This is a genomic window from Caballeronia grimmiae (genome assembly GCF_000698555.1).
In the GTDB taxonomy this organism is placed as follows: Bacteria; Pseudomonadota; Gammaproteobacteria; order Burkholderiales; family Burkholderiaceae; genus Caballeronia; species Caballeronia grimmiae.
Window position 1 is genome coordinate 1 of record NZ_JFHE01000052.1, and the last position, 19,750, is coordinate 19,750.

A 19,750-nucleotide genomic window follows, 5' to 3' on the forward strand; every position below is an offset into this window, starting at 1 on the left:
AGATCCCGAAGGCGATGGAAGACGCCTTTCGGGAGCCCGCGACCGATGACGAGCATCAGATCAAGGCGCTCATCGATCGTTTCAACGCGGAGCAGGCGACCCGACTCGAACAGGAACTGTTTAAGCAACGCACGCGACTGGTGGATGCGGAGCGTACGTTGCAGACGAAGGTGACCAAACCGGCGACCGAGAGCAAGCGCATTGCCACAGACAAGTTCGACGCGAGCCGGAGCCGCGTGATTCGAGGATTTTTCCCGGGTACTACGCGCCCGTCCTCGTGGTCGAAGACGGGCAGTACGTGGTCAAGCCGATGCGCTATCAATGCCGCATAGCAGGCAAGCCGGCGAACTATGACATCAAATATCCCGGCACCTATAAAGCGCGGCGCGACCGCCTGGACAGGTTCTGGAAGCCGTGCTTTGGTTATACGCACGGCCTGCTGCTGGTCGACGTCTTCTACGAAAACGTCACGCGCGCGAAGTGCGAGAACACCTTGTTCGAAACGCACGACGGACCGCAGGCACCGGGCGAGGCCGTCGTCCTGGAGTTCTGGCCTAACAACGGCCAGCTGCTGATCACGCAGCCCGGACCTTCGCCTTATCGACATCGTAGCGAGTCCGAACTGAACGACGCGAACCAATTCGGCTGGCCAGCCCTACGGGGAGGAGAATTGAGTTGGCCCCTGCGATTCGCGAAGGTGACGTCGACCTCACCGAATGCGAGGCCGGTGCGCCAAGGGCGAGGCAAACGTTGTCGTTCGAGAGCCCTGCGAAAGCCGTTGCGAACGCAACGCCGCGAAGTCCTCTTCGACACGCTTCGTCATGTGGCGCTCCAAGGCGTTATGCAGCTTGTTGCAGACTTTGCGTCGACAAGCCGAACTGCCTTGCGATGGAGCGAAGGCGATCATGCCATTCCTCCGTGTCGAATACGTCATGTACGTTCTGCAGGCAGCTCAGCAGGTCGACGGTTTCCTGAGAGTAGACGTTGATCCTTGCCCGCAACAGCGCGCGCTTGAGCGCCGCCACGTCCGCATCCATATAGCTCGGGATGCGCATCGGCTCGGTCAGGACGAAGCGTACGGGCACGCCCTCCATCGAGGTGTGGTAGTCGTTCGGGCGCACCAGTGCGCCGACGGGGCAGCCGCCGCATTTTCCGCGATGAACTCCGCCGCCGCGCAACAACAGCGACCGGCTGCGCCGGCTGAGGAGGTGGGCGACGCTCTGGTCGAAGATTTGCTGTCGAGTAAGAAATGTCCGCGACATCGGTTGCTCCAAGCGGAATAGTTCGGACATCGCAAAAAAATTCGTCGACGGCTAGTCGGACTTACTGCAGCCAGGCGCAAGATGGCTAGGGTTGGCACGCATGCCGGCCGCCCACGAGACGGGTGCCGCTTGCCGACGTCAAGCCTTGTCGCGTGCGTTCCTGATGAGAGCGACAGTCCGCTCGATATCCGCTTCGTCGGTACGCCACGACGATACGCTCAGGCGGAATGCAGGACGTCCGTCCCAGACAGCCGGACCAAACCAGGCTTCACCCGACTGCTCCACCGCTTGCCGAATCGCGGCCGTCTCCGCGTCGTCCTTTGCCCGTACCAACACCTGATTGAGAACGACGCGATTCAGTACTTCGAAACCGGCATCGCGCAAGCCGTGCGCCAATCGTGTCGCCTGCGAGCAATGACGTTCGACCATCGCGGCCACACCGTTTTGGCCCAGCGTACGCAGCGCGGCCCAAATGCTGATACCGCGAGGCCTTCGGGAAAACTCGAGCGTAAGGTTCTTCTGGGCCAAGCGCGAGCCGGTGGCGTACACAGCATCGCTGCTCAAGGTCTCAGCCAGCGCGTCGGGGTCGCGGCAGATCGCCATTGCGCAGTCGTACGGCGTGTTCAGCCACTTGTGTCCGTCGGTGGTCCAACTGTCCGCAAGTTCGACACCGTACGTAAGATGCCGCAACGTCCGGGAAGCCCGCGCCCATAGGCCGAAGGCACCATCGACATGCACCCAGGCGCCTTGCGCCTTCGCCTTTGGAATCAACGTCGCGAACGGGTCGAACTCACCCGTGTTGACCTCGCCGGCCTGCAGACAAAGTATGGTGTTGGCGTCGAGTTCCGGCAGGCGTTCGGGATCGACGCGGCCGTGCGCGTCAGTCATTGCTGGGATCACCTGCTCTGTTCCGAAGCCCAGCACGCGCAATGCCTTGAGCACCACGACATGAATCCGTGCCGATACCACCACGCGGATTTGCGGCGCACCGTACAGTCCCTTGCTGTCGAGGTCCCACCCCGCCCGCTTTAGCAAGGCGCGCCGTGCGGCTGCAAGGCAACCTAGCCCGCATGCCGTTGCTGACGTGCCGAAGCCGACGGCGCTGCCGCGCGGCAAGTCGAGAGCCTCGAGCAGCCAGTTGCTGGCCACGGCCTCGATTCGTGCACTGACCGGGGACGCCATCGCGAGCGGTGCGCCTTGGTCCCACGCCAGCATTAATCGCTCTGCAGCGGCCGCGCCGGGCAACGACGCTCCGACAACGAAACCGAAATAGCGCGGCCCATTCGACGCCACCGTTGCCGGGGAGCCCACGTCGTCCAGCAGCGCTAATGTATCGAGTGCGGAGTGCCCCTGTTCGGGGAGCGGCTCATCGAATGCCGCCAAGGCTGCAATTGCCTCCGGCGTAGGAAAGACACGCCGGGTTTCAACCGACTCGAGATACCGAGCCGCGCGCCGGTCGGCGTCGGCGATCAATTCGATTTCGCCTGCTTTCATGTCGGCGATGCTGCCTGCGGCTAATAGGGAAGTGCTCATGTAGTAGAGGAAGCAGGATCAAGGTGGGAGAGGCGCAAAACGCCGTGCGTCACGCGACGGGGATCGTCGGCAGCTCGGTGTCCGCATTCGAGTGGGATACCGCGGCCACCGTGGCGACCTTGGCTGGGGGCGCACTGACCTCGTCTAGTCGCTGAAGCTGCTCTGCGCTCAGCGTCAGATTCACCGCCCTCAGATTGCTGACAAGCTGCGGAAGTGAGCGGGGGCCGATAAGCGGCAGGCCCCCGTGCGCCGCTACCCAGGCGATGGCCACTTGATCCGGCGTGGCCTCGAGTTCGCGAGCGATGTCGAGCACCGTGTCCAGCACATCGGTACGCTGCCGCGAATCTTCGGCTTGAAACACGGCGCCCCCAAACGCTTCACGTCGGCCCGATTCGCCGTTGCGATACTTTCCAGTCAACATCCCTCCGCCGAGCGGCGACCAGGTCAGCGTCGCAAGGCCCAAGGCACGGCAGGCTACGAACGTGTCGGCCTCGGGTTCGCGATGCACGAGACTGTACTCGAACTGTGCGGCGGCGATCGGCGTCGCGCGCGTAACCTCGGCAAGCGTGACGGCGCGGGCGAGGCGCCACGCCGGGAAGTTGGACAGGCCGGCGTAGAGGATCTTGCCAGCGCGGGCGAGATCATCAAGCCCCCGCACGATTTCCTCCGAGGGTGTGAACACGTCGGGCTGGTGCACCCACAGCAGGTCGATTCGGTCGGTCTTCAAGCGCTTGAGGCTTGCCTCCACCGACGCAACCATTGCCTTGCGGCTATTGCCGGTCACGAGACGGTCGGGGACGGCGCTCGCGCCGCTCGAGAATTTGCTCGCGAGGAAAAAATGGTCGCGCTGGCCCTGCAGCAATGTGCCGAGAATCTCCTCTGATTGCCCGAATTGATAGACGTCGGCCGTATCAATGAAATTGCCTCCTGCTTCAGCGTAAGCCTGGAAGAGGGAGGCGCTCTCCACCTCGTCCGCTCCGTGGCCCCAGCGGGTGCCAAAGTTGGCCGTACCGAGAACGATCTGCGATACGCGCACGCCAGTACGCCCAAAACCCTGATATTTCATTGACAACTCCCTGAGGAAACGGATGAATGCGGGTATATACCCGCAATGGATGCTGAACTACTTCAGCGTGGTCGGCCAAGGGTGTCCGGCCCTTCCCGCGTTGGTACGGCTTAGAAGCGTGCGCCTAAGTGATTGCCTCGCCCAACTCTGCAAGCATCGAACGAAGGGCTTCAACCTTTTTGAGCCCAATCTTCTCGCGCACCGAGACCTGGCAGCGATCCCAGGCCGGCGTAGCGCGACGCAGCAACGCTTTGCCGTCCGAAGTAAGCGACACGACGCGCTCCCGCTGGTCGCCGGGATCAATGCCGATATGCGTCAGCTCGCGACTTTCGAGAACCTTCACGTTTCGGCCGATCGTCGAGCGGTCGAGATCGACGAGCGCACCCAACTGGGTCAGACTGACCGGTTGGTGATCGGCGATGGTTCGCAATAGAAAGTACTGAGCGATATTAATTTCAAACGACGCAAGCGCCGCGTCGTACGCCTCAGTCAATTTTCGGGAGGCGCGGCGAAGGTCGGTGCATAAACAGGGCGTTTTCATGAACGCGAGTATATACCCGCAATTTCTGCCAGGCAATCGTGGCGTGCAACCTACTAGGTGCAAACGACGTTACCAGGAGCAACCGATCTGCCTTCTTGGCAATCGTCACATAGCGACTTAAGCTGCGGAGGTATCGAGTTGAGACCATGTCTTGAGGCAAGACAACCGGCCGAACCGCACTGTCGATCCCCGGAACGACGTCGGAGTCGGTCTCGAGTTCACATTTATTGGATGACCAAGGGAAGCTTATGAGCGACGTTCTTTTCACTCCGTTCACGATTCATGCACTGACTATCCCGAATCGCATCGTGATGTCGGCAATGACGCGCGGGTTCTGCACCGGCGGAGTGCCCGGCGACGATGTGCTCGCTTATTACCGCGCCCGCGCGGCCGGCGGCGTCGGCCTCATCATCACCGAAGCCGTCGCGGTGCAACGCGCCGCTGCTGCCGAGGTGCAGGGCATTCCGGTCTTTCACACTGCCGAGGCACGCGCGGGATGGTCATCGGTCGTGCAGGCAGTGCACGATGAAGGCGGCAAGATCGCAGCGCAATTGCATCATGCGGGTGCGTTGCGCGATCCGGCGCTGTTGGGAGCGTCGGCAGTGCCGAACGACGAGCCTAACAGCATGACCGTGGCCGATATCGAGAACACGATCACGGCCTTCGGCGAAGCGGCGGCCACGGCACGCGCCCTGGGATTCGATGCCGTGGAAGTTCACGGCGCGAACGGCAACCTGATCGACCAATTCCTTTGGGAAGGACGCAATACCCGCAGCGACAGCTGGGGCGGAAGCTTGATCGCCCGCACCAAGTTTGCCGCTGAGGTGGTGCGTGCGGTGCGTCGGGCGGTGGGACCGTCGTTCCCGATCCTTTTTCGGATATCACAATTCAAGCAACGTGCCTTCGACGCCAAAATCGCGAGCGACCCTTACGAGTTCGGCGTCATTCTCAACGCACTGTCGGACGCAGGTGTGGACGTCTTCCACGCCTCGCAGCGTCGTTTCTGGGAGCCGGCGTTCGAGCCCTCGCCGCTGAACCTTGCCGGCTGGGCCCGACGTTTGAGCGGCAAGCCAGCCATGACGGTGGGGTCGGTGGGTCTGGACGGTCCGGACATCACAGATCTCTTGACGGGCAATGGCGGCAACGCCGGCCCAGCTGGACTCGACGCATTGCGTAGTGGCATCGACGAGGGCCAGTTCGATCTGATCGCCGTCGGTCGCGCATTGCTGACCGATCCAACGTGGCCGAACAAGGTACGGGAAGGGCGATTGGCGGACTTGCGCGGTTTCGATCTCGCGTCGCTAGGCAGCCTCGTCACGAGCGATGCCGCCGCTGCACTGTCCGTTCCCGCCGCCGAAGTTGCTGGCAATGCTTGATGCGAACCGACCAGGGGAGAAGTCCGCGATGACCGATGCCGCACGCAAGTCCCATCCGTTTCTCGACGATCTCGAGGAGAACGTCGTCCTGATCAGTTCAGTGTTGCGTTGCCCTGTGCATGGACGCGAGACGGTTGCCCGCGTTGTCAAGGCGGGCGCTTGCCACTACGCCAGTCAGACGCCGCGGTTTCTAGGCGCGGCGGGGGAGCGCAGCTACTTCGAGTACGACGCGCAGCTAGTGGACGGTGTCGCCGCGTCGGGCCTCGTATCCATGGTGCGCAATGCGCACGGACGGGTGACGCACCTGCATATCGCGTTTAGCCCGCTCGATGCGGTGCTGTCGATGGCGAACGGCCTACGCGAACAACTCGGCGCCGAATGCGATCCAGCATGGTTCCTGCCTTCAGGAGAAGGAGTGTGAGAGCCGCACGCTTGACCTCATATGGTGATCCGGTCGCCGGAATCGAACTGCATGAGATTGCCGAACCGCCACATCCCGGCCCCGACGAAGTGTTAGTGCGGATGCGCTATGCCCCGGTCAATGTCAGCGACCTGATGGTGGCGCTCGGCGTCTACGATTGGCGGCCCGCGCTGCCGGAAGTATTGGGCAACGAGGGCGTCGGAGTTGTGCTCGCCTGCGGTTCAGGCGTGAGCGGTTTAGCGCCGGGCACCGCTGTGGTGGTGCCGTTCATGGCGCGGACTTGGCGTGAGCGACTCGTCGTGAGGTTCGATCAATTGACGCCCGTCCCCGATGGCGTCGACTTGCAGCAGGCGGCGATGGCCACCATCAATCTCGTGACGGTAAAGATGCTGCTCGATGACTATGTGAGCCTGGCCCCCGGCGATGCAATCGTCTACAACGCGGCGAACTCGGGACTGGGTCATTGCGTGGCCGGCCTTGCGTCGCGGCGTGGGCTTCATACGATTGGGCTGGTGCGCAGACAAGCGGACGTCGAGCGGGTACGGCAAGCCGGTTGCGAACACGTGTTGCTCGACGAGGACGCGAGCGTGTCGCCCGGCCGTCTGCCTGCCGGCTTGCGTGTCCGTCTTGCGCTCGATGGCGTGGGTGGCTCATCCTCGGGGCGGCTCGCACACTTTCTGTCGCCCGAGGGCACGCTGGTGGCTTATGGCGCGGCGAGCCACGAACCGATGGCAATCTCGGCCCAGCATCTGATCTTCAAGCGGATCGCGGTTTATGGTTTCTTTGAGGGCCGTCAAGAGAATGCGGCGCGCATACCGGGCGTGCTCGCATCGGTGCTCGAGACGTTGCGACAGGACGGCATCCGCCAGCCCATCGCGGCGGTCTACCCGCTAGTACACATCCGCGATGCGGTGGCCCATGCGATGCGCGGAGGGAAAGTGTTGATCGATCTGGACGCCCTGAACAAGGTTGGCGTGTGATGATGTTGGCTTTCGTTACCCACGCAGGACGGAACGTGCCCGATACCCATGATGTGGTCGTCGATAGTTACCGACGCTGGCTCGCCATGCCGGTGATCGCCTCTCAATGTCCAGTGCGCGACGTGCTAGATCGCCTCGGAGAGAAATGGAGCACGCTCCTGGTGATGGCGCTTGCCGAGCGGCCGCGCCGTTTTGGAGAGTTGATGCGTGCGGTGCCCGACATCTCTAAGCGCTCGTTGACTCACGCCTTGCGTAATCTCGAGGAAGACGGAATAGTCATCCGCAAAGTATTTCCTACTAAGCCGCCGTCCGTCGAATACGGGCTATCGCCGCTCGGTGAGTCGATGCTGGCGCCGTTAGCCACGCTGATTGCTTGGGCCGAGCAGAGTCACGGCGAAATCAAGCAGGCGCGCGAGCACTACCGTAATCGTGGCGATTAAGCCGCGCCGATTTGTTCCTCCACTGATTCGGGGAATCGTCATGTTTACCTCGCCCCTTCGTATCCGCGTCCAGTTTCCACGACTGTAATCCACTGCGCTCGCCGCCTGAAGCGTCGACGCTAAGGTCGATGCTTCCCGGCGGATTGCCGCCAACAAATCACCTTGACATAGTGCGTATGCACAGTTACCCTCGGCATATGGAAACAGAGCAGCCTCCTGACGACTGTAACTGCTTGGTGCTGCGACAAGCCGCTCGGCGAGTCACGCAGCTTTACGAGCGCTACCTAGGTGCGGTTGGTTTGACAACCGCACAGTTTTCCATCATCTCGAAGATTGCCCGGTACCCGGGCGTAACGACGCTGGAACTTGCCGAACAGATGGTCATGGACCGGACCACTTTGGTGCGCGCAGTGAAGCCATTGCAAAGGGAAGGCTTAGTGTTGGCAAGTAAAGGACCGGGAGCCGGTCGCACACATGTCCTGTCCCTCACAGTCGAAGGACAGATCAGATACACCCTGGCGCGGGAGTCATGGCGTGCGGCGCAGGCGGAGTTCGAGCGGCGGTTCGGAGCAGCGCGTGCAGAGTCGGTTCGCGAGGAACTGCGAGCCATTGCGGTGTAAGGCGCAATTGGGCTCGGGCGTGAGCGCGCTCGCTTGGGTGGGGACGCCGCGCTCAGCGCCGCGCCAGTGCGACTTCGCATACTTCGTCCATGCAAACTCCGTCTCTTGAAAGTGCTCACCAACGAGAATGACGCCGGCTAAGAACCGATAGGTATTCTTCATTTCGTTGCTATTAAATGCTCACATGGAGATTGAAATGCTTGGAAGGGATGTGGTCATTTGTGCTGCCGTTCGCACAGCCATCGGAAGCTTCAATGGGTCGTTGCGAGCGGTTCCTGCAACGGAGCTTGGCGCAACCGCTATTAAGGAGGCGATCGCGCGCTCCGGCTTGGGCGCCGGCCAAGTGGGCGGGGTGGTGATGGGAAACGTCGTGCAGGCGGGGAACAAAATGAATCCTGCACGTCAGGCTTCGATCAACGCTGGTATCCCGGTATCAGTGCCGGCGTTGTCAGTGAACCGGGTGTGTGGATCAGGGGCGCAAGCAGTGGTTTCGGCGGCACACGAGATCTGGCTTGGTGTTCGCGACGCAATGGTCGCCGGCGGCATGGAGAACATGGACATGGCGCCTTTCCTCCTCGCCGGCGGCCGTTGGGGCTACCGGATGGGCCACGCCGAGATCTACGACAGCTTGCTACGCGATGGTCTGGAAGACGCTTTTTCTGGAGAGCACTCCGGATGGCATACAGAAGATCTGGTAGCGCAGTTCCACTTGACGCGCGAATCCCAGGATCGGTGGGCAACCCGTTCACAACAACGCTTCAGCAACGCTCAGAGACGAGGGCTTTTTCGGGAGGAAATTGTCCCAGTGTCGGTTGCGGAAAGAAAGGGTGTGGTCGTCTTCGAGCAGGATGAAGCACCGCGGCCGGATACGAGCGTTGAGGCACTCGCCAAACTGAAGCCGGCATTCCGGCCCGAAGGTACGATCACTGCCGGAAATGCACCTGGCCTGAACAGTGGAGCAGCCGCGTTAGTCCTCGCCGAGCGGAAAAAAGCGGAAGCAACAGGCATTGAGCCACTCGCCCGCTTGGCCGGGTACGCAGTCAGCGCTGTGGAGCCCGGCATGTTCGGACTGGGCCCCGTCCCGGCAATCCGAACGGTGGCCGAGAGGGTTGGCTGGGCACTCAATGAAGTGCAGCGGTTCGAAATCAACGAAGCATTCGCCGCAGTACCCCTTGCCGTTATCCGCGAACTAGGCATCGATAGCGAACTGGTGAACGTCGAAGGAGGAGCTGTCGCGCACGGGCATCCAATTGGCGCCACCGGCGCAATCCTAGTCACGCGACTGATCCATTCCATGCGACGTGACGGGTTGACTCGCGGGATAGTGTCGCTTTGCATCGGAGGAGGTCAAGGGATAGCGCTGGCGCTCGAAACCCTATGACAACGGGCGCGCTGTGGTAACCGCCGGCGGCGACTTACGACTTCTTAGAAAGTTCTAACGGCTCAAGCAAGAGTCGTCGTCCGTGACTTCTACTCATTTAGCGCGTGTCATACAAGCCGAATGCAATCGACCGATGCGGCCTACGCTGTTGCATTCAATTCACACTTCCGATGCTTGTCTCTCACGTCGGCAGAATGCGCGAGGGAATGAGTCCTGCTCGCCTGACCGATCGCACGGCGAGCGGGGCAACCGTCAGCGATCTGACGGTCGGCGACAGTAATCTACGCGGCGAAAGCCAAGGCATGCGAGAACACGATCAAACCAACCGCCGTATGCCTGCGGCAGCGGCGAACGAAGTTGCTCTTCGGGTACACCTCGCGTTGGACGCACTTCTTCGTGGGAAAGGAAGTCAAGAATCGGCGCACTTGTTAATGCAGTCTGTCGTCCTGTGTCGTTTCCTTTGCGACGAGGGATGCGGACGCCAGGACGAAGATATCTTTGATACGGCCGAAGCGGCCATCGTTGCTGTGACACTCGAGGGACGATCGACAGGTAACTGGTCGGTAGGTGAGCGTGCGGCTGGACCTCTTGCAGCAGTGGTGTGCCTTTACGATTATCAATTGCAGACCGCTACGCTGAGCGTACTATCGGACGTCGAGACGAGATATATGCAATTTGTGCGGGATGGATTAGGGCAGAGGCGACTACACCCCAGCGCAGCAACTCATAAGTCAGGGTCCCTGCGATAAAGGTATGCGGCGTATGCGATAGGAGCCCGCATCAGACACGCCGACGCTGCGCCGGCGTAGATCGTCAGGCACATTCCCTCGAGACCTTGCTCTATTGTGCCGAACGCCGCGCGAGTCGACCGTTACCGTCAACGCGTCTTTCGTGCCTCTGTCGTAAGTCTCTAACGCTCACTCAGTTCATTCAATACTGTCTCTTCTATGGCAGACAGTTTGGCGTCGTTAGTCGGTCGATCCGACCGATACAGCGTCACAGGCAACGCCTGCGCTGGACCGAATTGGCGGTTTGCGCTTGCCGTTGCCCGAACCTAGTCGATTGCGCCTGCTTCTGAGGACTAAAAGCGATCGACGGACAACGGATCGCAGCGATGCGTTCGAAAAAGAAGACCGATCTTTCGACCGTAAATTCTGGCGTGTGCGTATAATCCTGACGCCGACGGTCGTGAACCGCGGGGGCGCATAGTTGGCACCGTTGCCTAAATCAGCGGTTCGGCCCGGTGCGAACGGCATTCAATATTCTTATAGCGTGAATAATTGCTTACCACTTGTCGGATACGATCATCGACAAACGAGATTCAAGCAATGCATTTCTTTTGGGCTCCCGAGACAGTGCGAGCGACCGCGGACAGGTTTCCAGCACAAAGTCGAAAGAAGGCTCGCTTTGACGCTGACGACGGCGAAGCATTCCGGGCAAGTGGTGAGAAGTAATCGAACGTATTGGGGTGAACGGGTGGATACCGAGAACAAATCGCTGTACGAAGATGTGAGCACCCGCACCGGAAGGCGTTGGGCTAGGTATGTGCGAATTTCAGTTTTGCTTGTCGTGACGGCGGCTGTCTGCGCCTATCTTTATCGCGCCAATCACCGTCCCCCGGCCGGTGCGGCCGGTAGCGCGGCGCACGAAGTCACTGTGAGCCGGCCCCTCAAGCAGGATGTTGAATCTCGTCTAGGTTTCCTTGGGCAATTCTCCGCGGTAAGTCAAGTGGAATTGCGAGCACAGGTGGGCGGAACGCTGACCGCGGTTCTGTTCAAGGATGGAGCCATCGTTCGAAAGGGAGATCCGCTGTTCAATATCGACCCGGTCCCCTATGAAATTCGTCTTGCACAAGCGCAGGCGAACAAGCGGACAGCGGATGCGCGCCTAGTGCTAGCTCGTCAGGAACTCGCCAGGGCCGAGGAGCTTCAGCGAAATGATGCGGGCACCGTGGAGAGCGTGGAGCAGCGAACTTCGTCATTCAATGCCGCGCAGGCCTCTGTAGATGCCGCGCTCGCTGAGATCCGCGACGCTCGATTCGACCTGGATCATTGCCGCATCGTCGCGCCATTCACCGGAAGAATGGGCCGTCACCTCGTTTCAGAAGGCAATCTGGTATCCGGTAGTCGAGCGGGCTCCAGTCCGACGACTTTGTTGGGGACGCTCGTATCGTTGGACCCTATCTATCTCGACTTCGATATGAGCGAGTCCGACTATAAGCAGTTCCGGAGTTACCAAGGCGATCTCCACGGTCCGGTGTCGAATGTCGTCGAGCTCTATTCGGATACTGACAGCGAGACCGTGCGCCGCGGAAAGCTCGATTTCATCGATAACGTACTCGATCGATCCAGCGGGACCATACATGCGAGGGCAACTGTTCCCAACCCTGGTCTGTCACTCACTCCCGGCGAATTCTCTCGCGTCCGGGTTGCTGTCACGTCGCCTGTTCCGAAGTTACTGGTCCCCGACGAAGCAGTCCTCCCTGATCAATCGCAGCACGTTGTCTTGACCGTCGACAAAGCAGGGATGGTATCGCCTAAGCCCGTTGAGGTAGGCGAAATGCATGGTGGCCTTCGTGTCATCACATCCGGCCTGAGTGACGACGACAGGGTGATCATCAGCGGTTTGCCATTCGCCGCTCCCGGAACGAAGGTGACGACGCGCGAAGGCACGATTCGCGCCGAAGCTCAACGCCAATGACAGGCATAACATGAGAATCGCCCACTTTTTTATCGACAGGCCGCGTTTCGCGACAGTCGTCAGTAGTTTCATAACACTGATTGGGATTGGGGCGATGTTCGTCCTGCCGGTGGCCCAATACCCGGAAATTGTTCCGCCGACCGTTCAGGTCACCACGTCGTACCCCGGTGCCTCAGCCGAGACGATCGCTCGCACCGTAGCAACGCCGCTCGAGCAGGAAATCAACGGCGTGGAGAACATGCTCTATATGAGCAGTCAGTCGACCGGAGACGGACGCTTGAGCGTGACCGTGACTTTTCGTATTGGAACCGACCTCAATGTCGCGCAGATGCTAACGCAGAACCGGGTGCAGGATGCGTTGCCTCGTCTGCCGGAGGACGTCCAACGCCTTGGGGTTCAAGTTCGGAAGTCGACTCCGAGCATACTTTTAGCGGTGCATTTGTTCTCCGGTGACAAATCTCGCGACACGCTATATCTCTCGAACTACGCAACGCTGCACGTCAAGGATGCTTTGGCTCGCCTTCAAGGCGTGGGCGACGTGCAGTTCCAAGGCGCACGAGAATACGCGATGCGTGTATGGATCGATCCGGACAAGGTCGCTGCCAGCAACGTCAATGCAGCGGATGTGCTGTCGGCGCTGCGATCGCAGAACTTGCAGGTCTCCGCAGGCGTTCTCAATCAGCCGCCGACCGGGAGCGATGCAGCCTATCAAATTGGCGTTGAGGCGAAAGGTCGGTTATCCACGCCGGAAGAGTTCGCAGATATAGTCATCAAGAGTGATCCACAGGGCCGAGTTACGCGAATCCGGGATATCGGTCGGGTTGAGGTCGGTGCTGCAGACTACGGTTCTACTGCGTACATGGACAAAAGTAACGCATCGACACTTCTCATTTATGCTGAGCCGGGCGCTAACTCACTGTCCGTTGAGAAAGCTGTGCTTGCCAAGATGCGGGATCTCAGCCGGGAATTCCCGGCGGGGGTCGAATACAAGGTGATTTATGACCCGACCATCTTTATTGGCAAGTCAGTCGAAGAAGTAATCACGACCATCTTCGTTGCGGTACTGCTTGTCGTCGGCGTCGTGTTCCTATTCCTGCAGAACTGGCGCGCCACGATCATCCCGGTTGTCGCGATTCCGGTGTCGCTCCTTGGGTCGTTCATCGTTCTCGCGGCATTCGGAGTTTCGCTGAATAACCTATCGCTCTTCGGACTGGTGCTCGCGGTTGGAATCGTCGTCGACGACGCGATCGTGGTGGTAGAAAACGTCGAACGAAACATCGCGATGGGAATGTCATCGGTAGAAGCGTCTCACAAGACGATGGACGAGGTCGGTGGCGCGCTTTTGTCAATTGCTTTAACGCTTTGCGCCGTCTTCGTACCTTCTGCATTTATCAGTGGCATCTCCGGCCTGTTCTTCCGTCAGTTCGCCGTTACCATCGCAGCTTCGACGGTGATCTCATGCTTCGTTTCGCTTACCCTTAGCCCCGCCCTTTGTGCAGTGCTTTTCGCGGGGTCCTCTCATGGCGCCGGCGGGGGAGCTTCACAGCGGCCACGCAGCTTCGTCCGCTCCGGGTTTGAGCAATTCAACAAGTTGTTCGAGAGGCTCTCTTTTGGATACGGTCGACTAACAAAGCGGCTGGTGCGCGGTTTGAGTGTAGTGCTGGCTATTTATGCTGCGCTAATTGTCATGACAGGCGTGCAGTTTCTACGTACGCCTACGGGATTCATTCCCGAGCAGGACCAGGGATATTTGATCACGGTCGTGCAGTTACCGGCTGGTTCTTCCTTGCAGCGGACCGAGAAGGTTGTGAAACAGGCGATTGACCTATCGCTTGGAACTCGGGGTGTCGAGCACGTTGCGCCGTTTGTTGGTCTGGATGCGACGACGTTGACAGTCGCTTCCAACTCGGGGACCGTCTTTACGGGCTTGCCCTCACTGTACAACCACGACGTTCCGGGCATGACCGCGACGTCAGTACTGAATGATTTGCGCAGGCGCCTCTCGGTCGTAAAGGACGCGTATGTGCTGACCATTCCACCGCCGCCAGTACAAGGCCTCGGTAGCGCAGGCGGTTTCAAGATGATGTTGGAGGATCGCGCTGGGCTCGGCTCGGAGGCGCTGGTGAAAGCAGCGAGAGACCTGGTCAACGCCGCCAATCACGATCCCACCTTCGCAGGCGCGTTCACGCTGTTTAACGCCGGCGCACCGTCCGTATTTGCGGACGTCGACCGAGTCAAGGCGCAAAAGGTCGGCCTTACCCCCACTGACGTTTTTTCGACCTTGCAAGTCTATCTGGGATCGCAATATGTGAATGACTTCAACTATCTCGGGCGGACGTATCAAGTGATCGTACAGGCCGATCAGCGATTCAGGCAGACAACGCCTGATATTAGCCGTCTCAAGGCTCGCAACGAATACGGCGAAATGGTGCCGATCGGGACGGTGGCGGAGCTGCACGACCGCACGATTCCTTACCGCGTACCGCGTTACAACCTCTTCCCCGCGGCGGAGGTCCAGGGCGTAGCTGCACCGGGCGTGGCGACCGGTACTGCGCTTCAACGCATGGAAGAATTGGCCAGTCAGGTGCTGCCCCGTGGCATCGGGTTTGAGTGGACGGACCTCGCTTACCAGCAACAGCTGAAAGGTACACCGACTCTGGTCGTCTTTGGGGCTGCCGCTCTGTTCGTATTCTTAGTGCTAGTGGCGCAGTATGAAAGCTGGAAGCTGCCGCTCGCCATTGTCCTCATTGTGCCTATGTGTCTTTTTGCATCCGTGAGCGGCCTCGCTATGCGGGGCATGCCAATAGACATACTTGCGCAAATTGGTTTCGTCGTCTTGGTGGGGCTTGCCGCGAAGAACGCAATTCTCATCGTCGAATTTGCCAGACAGCAAGAGGATCAAGGAGTGAGCCCACAAGACAGCGCGGTGTTCGCCGCACGCACACGGCTTCGGCCAATTCTCATGACATCGCTCGCATTCATCCTTGGGGTAGCCCCGCTTGCAGTTGCGACCGGCGCTGGGGCGGAGATGCGTCAGTCGCTTGGGACGGCAGTATTGTTCGGGATGTTGGGGGTTACCGGATTCGGTCTCTTGTTCACTCCGGCTTTTTATGTATTCATTCAGCAGTTCGCGCGTAAGGGACCGACAACTCGATGATCTCGCATCTGCTCCCTCTCCGAATGAAGTGCCGGCGTGAGCTTTCGTTGGCGATTCATCTGTTATCGATCACGCTTGCCGGATGCGCAGTAGGACCGGACTATTCGCGTCCAGAGCCAGGGCTGCATGATTTTGTGCATGTCCCACCGGCTGCCCAAACTCGGCAAGGTGAAGCGCCTTCGTTGGACACCTGGTGGAGGGCCTTCAACGATCCACTCTTGGCTGAACTGATCCAGCGTGGACTGCGCCAGAATCTGGACATGGCGGCAGCGCTAGCTCGCGTAGGGCAAGCTCGCGCGAATGCGTCAGCCGCAGGTGCGAACCTCTTGCCAACTTTTGCTGCTCAGGCCGACGCGACCGCCTTACATCAGAGTGCGGAGAGTTCCTCGGGCTCGTTAGCGCAGGCGTATTCCGGTTACAGTCGCGGCCAGAGAGAATATTCCGCTGGAGCAGTTGCCAGCTGGGAGATCGATCTGGCCGGTGGGCTGCGACGGGATGCCAGCGCCGCCCGCTATGAACTCGAAGCGTCAGAAGCCGAAGGGTTGGGGGTCCGGATCACGGTGGCCGCCGACATTGCGGACGCATATCTTCAGATTCGGGGCCTTCAGGCCCGAGTCGCGGTAGCGAACGACCAGGTGATGACGGACGGCAAATTGCTCGACCTCGTCCGCGCAAGAAAGCGCGCTGGCGCTGCCGAAGAGCGGGAAGTCGCACAGGCCGAGGCACTGTTGACGCAAGCAAAAGCGTTGCTGCCTATACTTAGGCAAGCGCTTTCAGCACAATTCAACAGGCTAGACGTGCTGCTAGGCGTTCAGCCTGGGACTTACACTAGCGCGTTGTCGGTGCCCTCAGCTATTCCCTCGATACCGCCGATCGAAGTCAGCAACGCTCCGACGGAAGTGCTTCGCCGGCGCCCCGACATCATCGCTGCTGAACGCAGACTCGGCGCGTCCAGCGAACGGATTGGCGCTGCGATTTCCGACTACTATCCGAAAATCTCGCTTTCTGGGTTGCTAGGTTTCGACAGCGTCAATGCACACCAGCTATTCACTGGGCGAGCGTTTCAAGCCGCAATTACCGGGGGTCTCCGCTGGCGCCTTTTTGATTTCGGCAAAGTGGACGCAGAAGTAAGGGCAGCAAAAGGCGCGAACGCTGAGGCTCTAGCCAAATACCGGCAAACCGTGTTGCGCGCAGCGCAAGATGTTGAAGACGCATTCGTGTCCCTCATGGAGGCCGAAAGCTACCGAGCCGAACTGGAACAGGAGGTGCAGGCATTGACTCGTGCACGTGATCTGTCGCAGCTAGCATATAAAGCGGGCTCCATCACGTTAACGGACGTTCTCGACGCCGACCGCGAATTGCTGACTGCACGCGATGGGCTCGACGCGTCTCGGGCGGACGTCGCGCGCGCCGCCGTGACGGCGTTCCGCTCGTTGGGTGGTGGCTGGGCCATGGATGGGAACAGTGAAGCCGTGCAGCCATTGGCACAGGCGAATAACTGAGTCGGCGACTCTAGCTTTCAGACGGGAACATACAGATCGAGGAGTTCATCCACAGTGGCGTCGAGGAGTTCCCTCGAAAATTTATCGTCGCTAACACCGCGCGATAAGGACAGCGCCCCTACACAAGCGCTAAACAACACAATGGCTTTCCGACGTCGACTTTTCTTACTATCAGATCCAATGAGCGCTTCGAGCATCGTCAAAATGTGCCTTAATCGTCCTTCGAATGCGACCTTCGCATCGGGGTGCGCGCGCGAGACGTCGTTTGCAAGCGAGGACAACGCGCATCCTCTGATAACGTCGTCGCGATGCGCTGACGAAAGATAACTGCGGATCGCGGCCTTGAGGTCTCCTTTCGCGACCTCCTCCCACGCATCCAATTCCGAGAAGGCGTGTTGTAGGGCGTCGACGACGAGGGCATCGCGCGTTGGAAAGTGCTTGTAGAAGCCGCCGACAGTTAGCCCGGCCTCGGACATGATGTCAGCTAAGCTGATTCCCTCGAGGCCTTTTTGCCTGAAGCGTTGTGATGCGATCGCGACAATCTTAGCGTGAGTTATCGCTTTCTCTGCCTGAGAATGTCCCATATGAGTCCCTTTTCATTTCTGGTAGGTTACCATAATCCAGATTCAGGCTTCTCAGCCTTTGATCGAAGGCTCTTTTGGCGACGCCACGGGTTTGTCCATAGGCGACCCGTTGTTTTCCGGCGACGAGGCATCTTGCATTCGAGTTTGGAAGCGACGCAACGAAATGCATCGCTTCGAAAGTGCGTGTCGGAATCAGCCGCCTCGCCACCACTTTTTTTCTTTCCGTCAGCAATGCGTGCTTTGGATGAAGCGACGAATGTCGTTGTGAAGTGTTGCCTCACCGAGAATCGACTCGTGATCACACCCCCCGTATCGAAGCAGTCGAGCGTGAACTCCGGAACTCATCAACCGACCTGCGTACGCCTCAGCTTCGCGTCTCAGACAATCCATTTCCGGTACCGCGATAAGTGCGCGCGGGAGTCGCCCTAGGCGGTACGACTCCAGCGGCGCAGCATACGGATGCATCGTTGACGAGGGGTTGGGAAGGTACGCTTTGTAGTTGCGCGAGTATCGTCCCAGCAGCTCATACGATGAACTACCTGCGGACCAATCGAACATAGTCAGGCTTGGGTCGAGCAACGGAGCAATCAACACCTGAGCGATAGCATTGGGGACGCCGCCCCGATCTCTTGCCATTGCGGCAAGCCCCGTTACCAAGCAAGCGCCGGCGTCATGCCCGACAAGCACGGGATCACCGCCGGCCGGTAAGACTGCTGTTCCAGCGCGAGCGAGCCATTGTAAGGCGGCGTATCCATCCTCCAGGGCGACAGGAAATGGAAACTGCGGCGAAAGCGAGTATCGGACACAGACGACCGGTAGCTGGGATTCGCTCGCTAGGCGACCAGCCAATAGACGCGCTGCTTCGCTTTCTCCTGAAATGAAGCCGCCCCCATGGAAAAACATCAAGACCGGGCCTTCGGTCGCGGTCGGAATATAGCATTGCAGTTCGATCGGCTGGCGATAGCCGTCAATCCGCACTGTCTCTTCGGTCCACTCGATCATCAAGTCTCTGTATTCCACTTCCCCGGATGACGCATTGTGTACTAAACTGGCACTCTGGTATATGAGCGTAATCCAGATAGTCTCTTCACGCTTTTTCCAATAATCCACGCGCCGGCAGCTATGCCCGCTGTCGGCCGACGTATTGGCGCATATTTCATGGATCGATTTCAGGCAATGCATCTGTTCACCCGCGTGGTAGAGATGAACAGCTTCTCGCGTGCAGCAGCTTCGTTCAACCTTCCTCCGGGATCCGCCACGAACATCATCAAGAGTCTCGAGGCTCACTTGCAGGTCCGACTGTTGCAGCGAACCACTCGCCGCCTGAATCTAACGCCTGAAGGCGCGGATTATTACGAACGTTGCATACGACTACTTGCTGAACTCGAGGAAGTCGAGAGTGCTCTTACTCGTTCGGGAAAGTCGCTCCGCGGGAAACTTCGTATCGATATGCCGCCTTCACTCGGTCATCTTGTTTTGATGCCTAGGCTGTCTGACTTTAGGGCACAGTTTCCCGAAGTCGAATTGATGATCGGCTTGGGCGACAGGCGTGTCGATCTCGTGGCGGAGGGCGTGGATTGCGCGTTGCGGGTAGGTGCGTTAGAGGATTCGACGCTAGTTGCGAGGCAGCTTGGGCGCTTGACAGTTGCGACGGCAGCCAGCCCAAAGTACCTCGCAGCACATGGCTATCCACGGACGCTGTCCGAGCTGAACGTTCATGAAGCGGTCCACTATTTTTCCGGCCGCACTGGGCGGGTGCACGATTTCAAGTTCGTCGAATCTGGAGTCGAGAAGGAGGTAAAGATGAGGAGTACGACTGCAATCAACGATGCGGACGCCTATGTTGCCTGCGGGATTCAAGGCGTTGGCCTGATCCAAGCGCCACTGTTCATGATGGCGCCGCACATGACGTCAGGCGCACTTGTCGAAGTGTTAGCAGACAAGAGGCCTCGTCCCCTACCGTTAGCCGCTGTGTTCCCTCACAACCGTCTGCTGGCACCCAAGGTAAGGGCGTTCGTCGAGTGGGCGGCAACAGTGTTTGCGTCATGTCCGCTGTTGAACTTCGATACTCGGCGAACCATTCAGCAGGACGAGGATGCGCCCTTCGGTGGAAGCGAAGACCGGGCGCTGTCCGTCGAGGGAGTGGACCCGTTCATCTGAGATCGCGGCTGTAGGGCGCTAGCGGCA

Annotated in this window: 17 protein-coding genes and 1 pseudogene; 11 read left to right on the forward strand and 7 right to left on the reverse strand. The window is 59.5% G+C overall.

The annotated features are described in order from the left end of the window. Positions 1-568, forward strand: a pseudogene (locus tag BG57_RS32335) (SOS response-associated peptidase family protein); the annotation flags it as partial. Positions 569-839: 271 nt separating this feature from the next. Here the strand turns inward: BG57_RS32335 and BG57_RS27925 are convergent. The 4 genes from BG57_RS27925 to BG57_RS27940 all read right to left on the reverse strand — a co-directional run bounded on the left by BG57_RS27925 (position 840) and on the right by BG57_RS27940 (position 4,402). Next, positions 840-1,292: a hypothetical protein gene (locus BG57_RS27925; RefSeq protein ID WP_229754119.1), complete on the reverse strand. Its 453-nt coding sequence runs from the start codon at positions 1,290-1,292 to the stop codon at positions 840-842. Between the two features lie 108 nt (positions 1,293-1,400). Then, positions 1,401-2,756 carry a pyridoxal phosphate-dependent decarboxylase family protein gene (locus BG57_RS27930; RefSeq protein ID WP_035970160.1) on the reverse strand — a complete coding sequence of 452 codons (1,356 nt, stop codon included), beginning with the start codon at positions 2,754-2,756 and terminating at the stop codon, positions 1,401-1,403. An 88-nt stretch (positions 2,757-2,844) separates the two neighbouring features. Then, positions 2,845-3,861, reverse strand: a complete 1,017-nt coding sequence (locus BG57_RS27935) for an aldo/keto reductase (RefSeq protein ID WP_035970149.1) — start codon at positions 3,859-3,861, stop codon at positions 2,845-2,847. A 124-nt stretch (positions 3,862-3,985) separates the two neighbouring features. After that, on the reverse strand, positions 3,986-4,402 hold the full coding sequence (locus tag BG57_RS27940; protein WP_035970150.1) for a MarR family winged helix-turn-helix transcriptional regulator: 417 nt from the start codon (positions 4,400-4,402) through the stop codon (positions 3,986-3,988). A gap of 248 nt (positions 4,403-4,650) precedes the next feature. Here BG57_RS27940 and BG57_RS27945 point away from each other — a divergent pair, with 248 nt between their 5' ends. The 5 genes from BG57_RS27945 to BG57_RS27965 all read left to right on the forward strand — a co-directional run bounded on the left by BG57_RS27945 (position 4,651) and on the right by BG57_RS27965 (position 8,239). Next, complete coding sequence (locus BG57_RS27945) at positions 4,651-5,778, forward strand: oxidoreductase (protein ID WP_052006047.1); 1,128 nt, start codon at positions 4,651-4,653, stop codon at positions 5,776-5,778. Positions 5,779-5,806: 28 nt separating this feature from the next. Next, complete coding sequence (locus BG57_RS27950; RefSeq protein ID WP_035970162.1) at positions 5,807-6,199, forward strand: hypothetical protein; 393 nt, start codon at positions 5,807-5,809, stop codon at positions 6,197-6,199. Further along, positions 6,169-7,179 carry a zinc-dependent alcohol dehydrogenase family protein gene (locus BG57_RS27955; protein ID WP_160174762.1) on the forward strand — a complete coding sequence of 337 codons (1,011 nt, stop codon included), beginning with the start codon at positions 6,169-6,171 and terminating at the stop codon, positions 7,177-7,179. Before BG57_RS27950 ends, BG57_RS27955 begins: the two co-directional genes overlap by 31 nt. Before the next feature lie 35 nt (positions 7,180-7,214). Next, entirely contained in the window at positions 7,215-7,619 is a 405-nt protein-coding gene (locus tag BG57_RS27960) for a winged helix-turn-helix transcriptional regulator (RefSeq protein WP_035970164.1), read from the forward strand. Positions 7,620-7,816: 197 nt separating this feature from the next. After that, complete coding sequence (locus BG57_RS27965; RefSeq protein ID WP_035970165.1) at positions 7,817-8,239, forward strand: MarR family winged helix-turn-helix transcriptional regulator; 423 nt, start codon at positions 7,817-7,819, stop codon at positions 8,237-8,239. On the opposite strand, the gene BG57_RS33430 is transcribed toward BG57_RS27965, so the two are convergent. Continuing rightward, positions 8,147-8,401 (reverse strand): hypothetical protein, encoded by a 255-nt coding sequence (locus BG57_RS33430; RefSeq protein WP_167569277.1) that lies wholly within the window; start codon positions 8,399-8,401, stop codon positions 8,147-8,149. The two genes, BG57_RS27965 and BG57_RS33430, sit on opposite strands and share 93 nt — an antisense overlap. 34 nt (positions 8,402-8,435) lie before the next feature. Here BG57_RS33430 and BG57_RS27970 point away from each other — a divergent pair, with 34 nt between their 5' ends. The 4 genes from BG57_RS27970 to BG57_RS27985 all read left to right on the forward strand — a co-directional run bounded on the left by BG57_RS27970 (position 8,436) and on the right by BG57_RS27985 (position 16,979). Next, positions 8,436-9,620: a thiolase family protein gene (locus BG57_RS27970; protein ID WP_035970166.1), complete on the forward strand. Its 1,185-nt coding sequence runs from the start codon at positions 8,436-8,438 to the stop codon at positions 9,618-9,620. 1,407 nt (positions 9,621-11,027) lie between these two features. Continuing rightward, a complete protein-coding gene (locus BG57_RS27975; protein ID WP_229754120.1) occupies positions 11,028-12,320 on the forward strand; it encodes an efflux RND transporter periplasmic adaptor subunit in 1,293 nt (430 codons plus the stop codon). Between the two features lie 10 nt (positions 12,321-12,330). Then, positions 12,331-15,477, forward strand: a complete 3,147-nt coding sequence (locus tag BG57_RS27980; protein WP_035970153.1) for an efflux RND transporter permease subunit — start codon at positions 12,331-12,333, stop codon at positions 15,475-15,477. A gap of 23 nt (positions 15,478-15,500) precedes the next feature. After that, complete coding sequence (locus BG57_RS27985) at positions 15,501-16,979, forward strand: efflux transporter outer membrane subunit (RefSeq protein WP_035970167.1); 1,479 nt, start codon at positions 15,501-15,503, stop codon at positions 16,977-16,979. Positions 16,980-16,996: 17 nt separating this feature from the next. On the opposite strand, the gene BG57_RS27990 is transcribed toward BG57_RS27985, so the two are convergent. Both BG57_RS27990 and BG57_RS32020 read right to left on the reverse strand, forming a co-directional pair. Next, on the reverse strand, positions 16,997-17,563 hold the full coding sequence (locus tag BG57_RS27990) for a TetR/AcrR family transcriptional regulator (RefSeq protein ID WP_035970154.1): 567 nt from the start codon (positions 17,561-17,563) through the stop codon (positions 16,997-16,999). A 225-nt stretch (positions 17,564-17,788) separates the two neighbouring features. Further along, a complete protein-coding gene (locus BG57_RS32020) occupies positions 17,789-18,745 on the reverse strand; it encodes an alpha/beta hydrolase (RefSeq protein WP_081851017.1) in 957 nt (318 codons plus the stop codon). Here BG57_RS32020 and BG57_RS27995 point away from each other — a divergent pair. Next, positions 18,722-19,723, forward strand: coding sequence for a LysR family transcriptional regulator (locus tag BG57_RS27995; RefSeq protein ID WP_052006051.1), 1,002 nt, complete (start codon positions 18,722-18,724; stop codon positions 19,721-19,723). The two genes, BG57_RS32020 and BG57_RS27995, sit on opposite strands and share 24 nt — an antisense overlap. Positions 19,724-19,750: the final 27 nt, after the last annotated feature.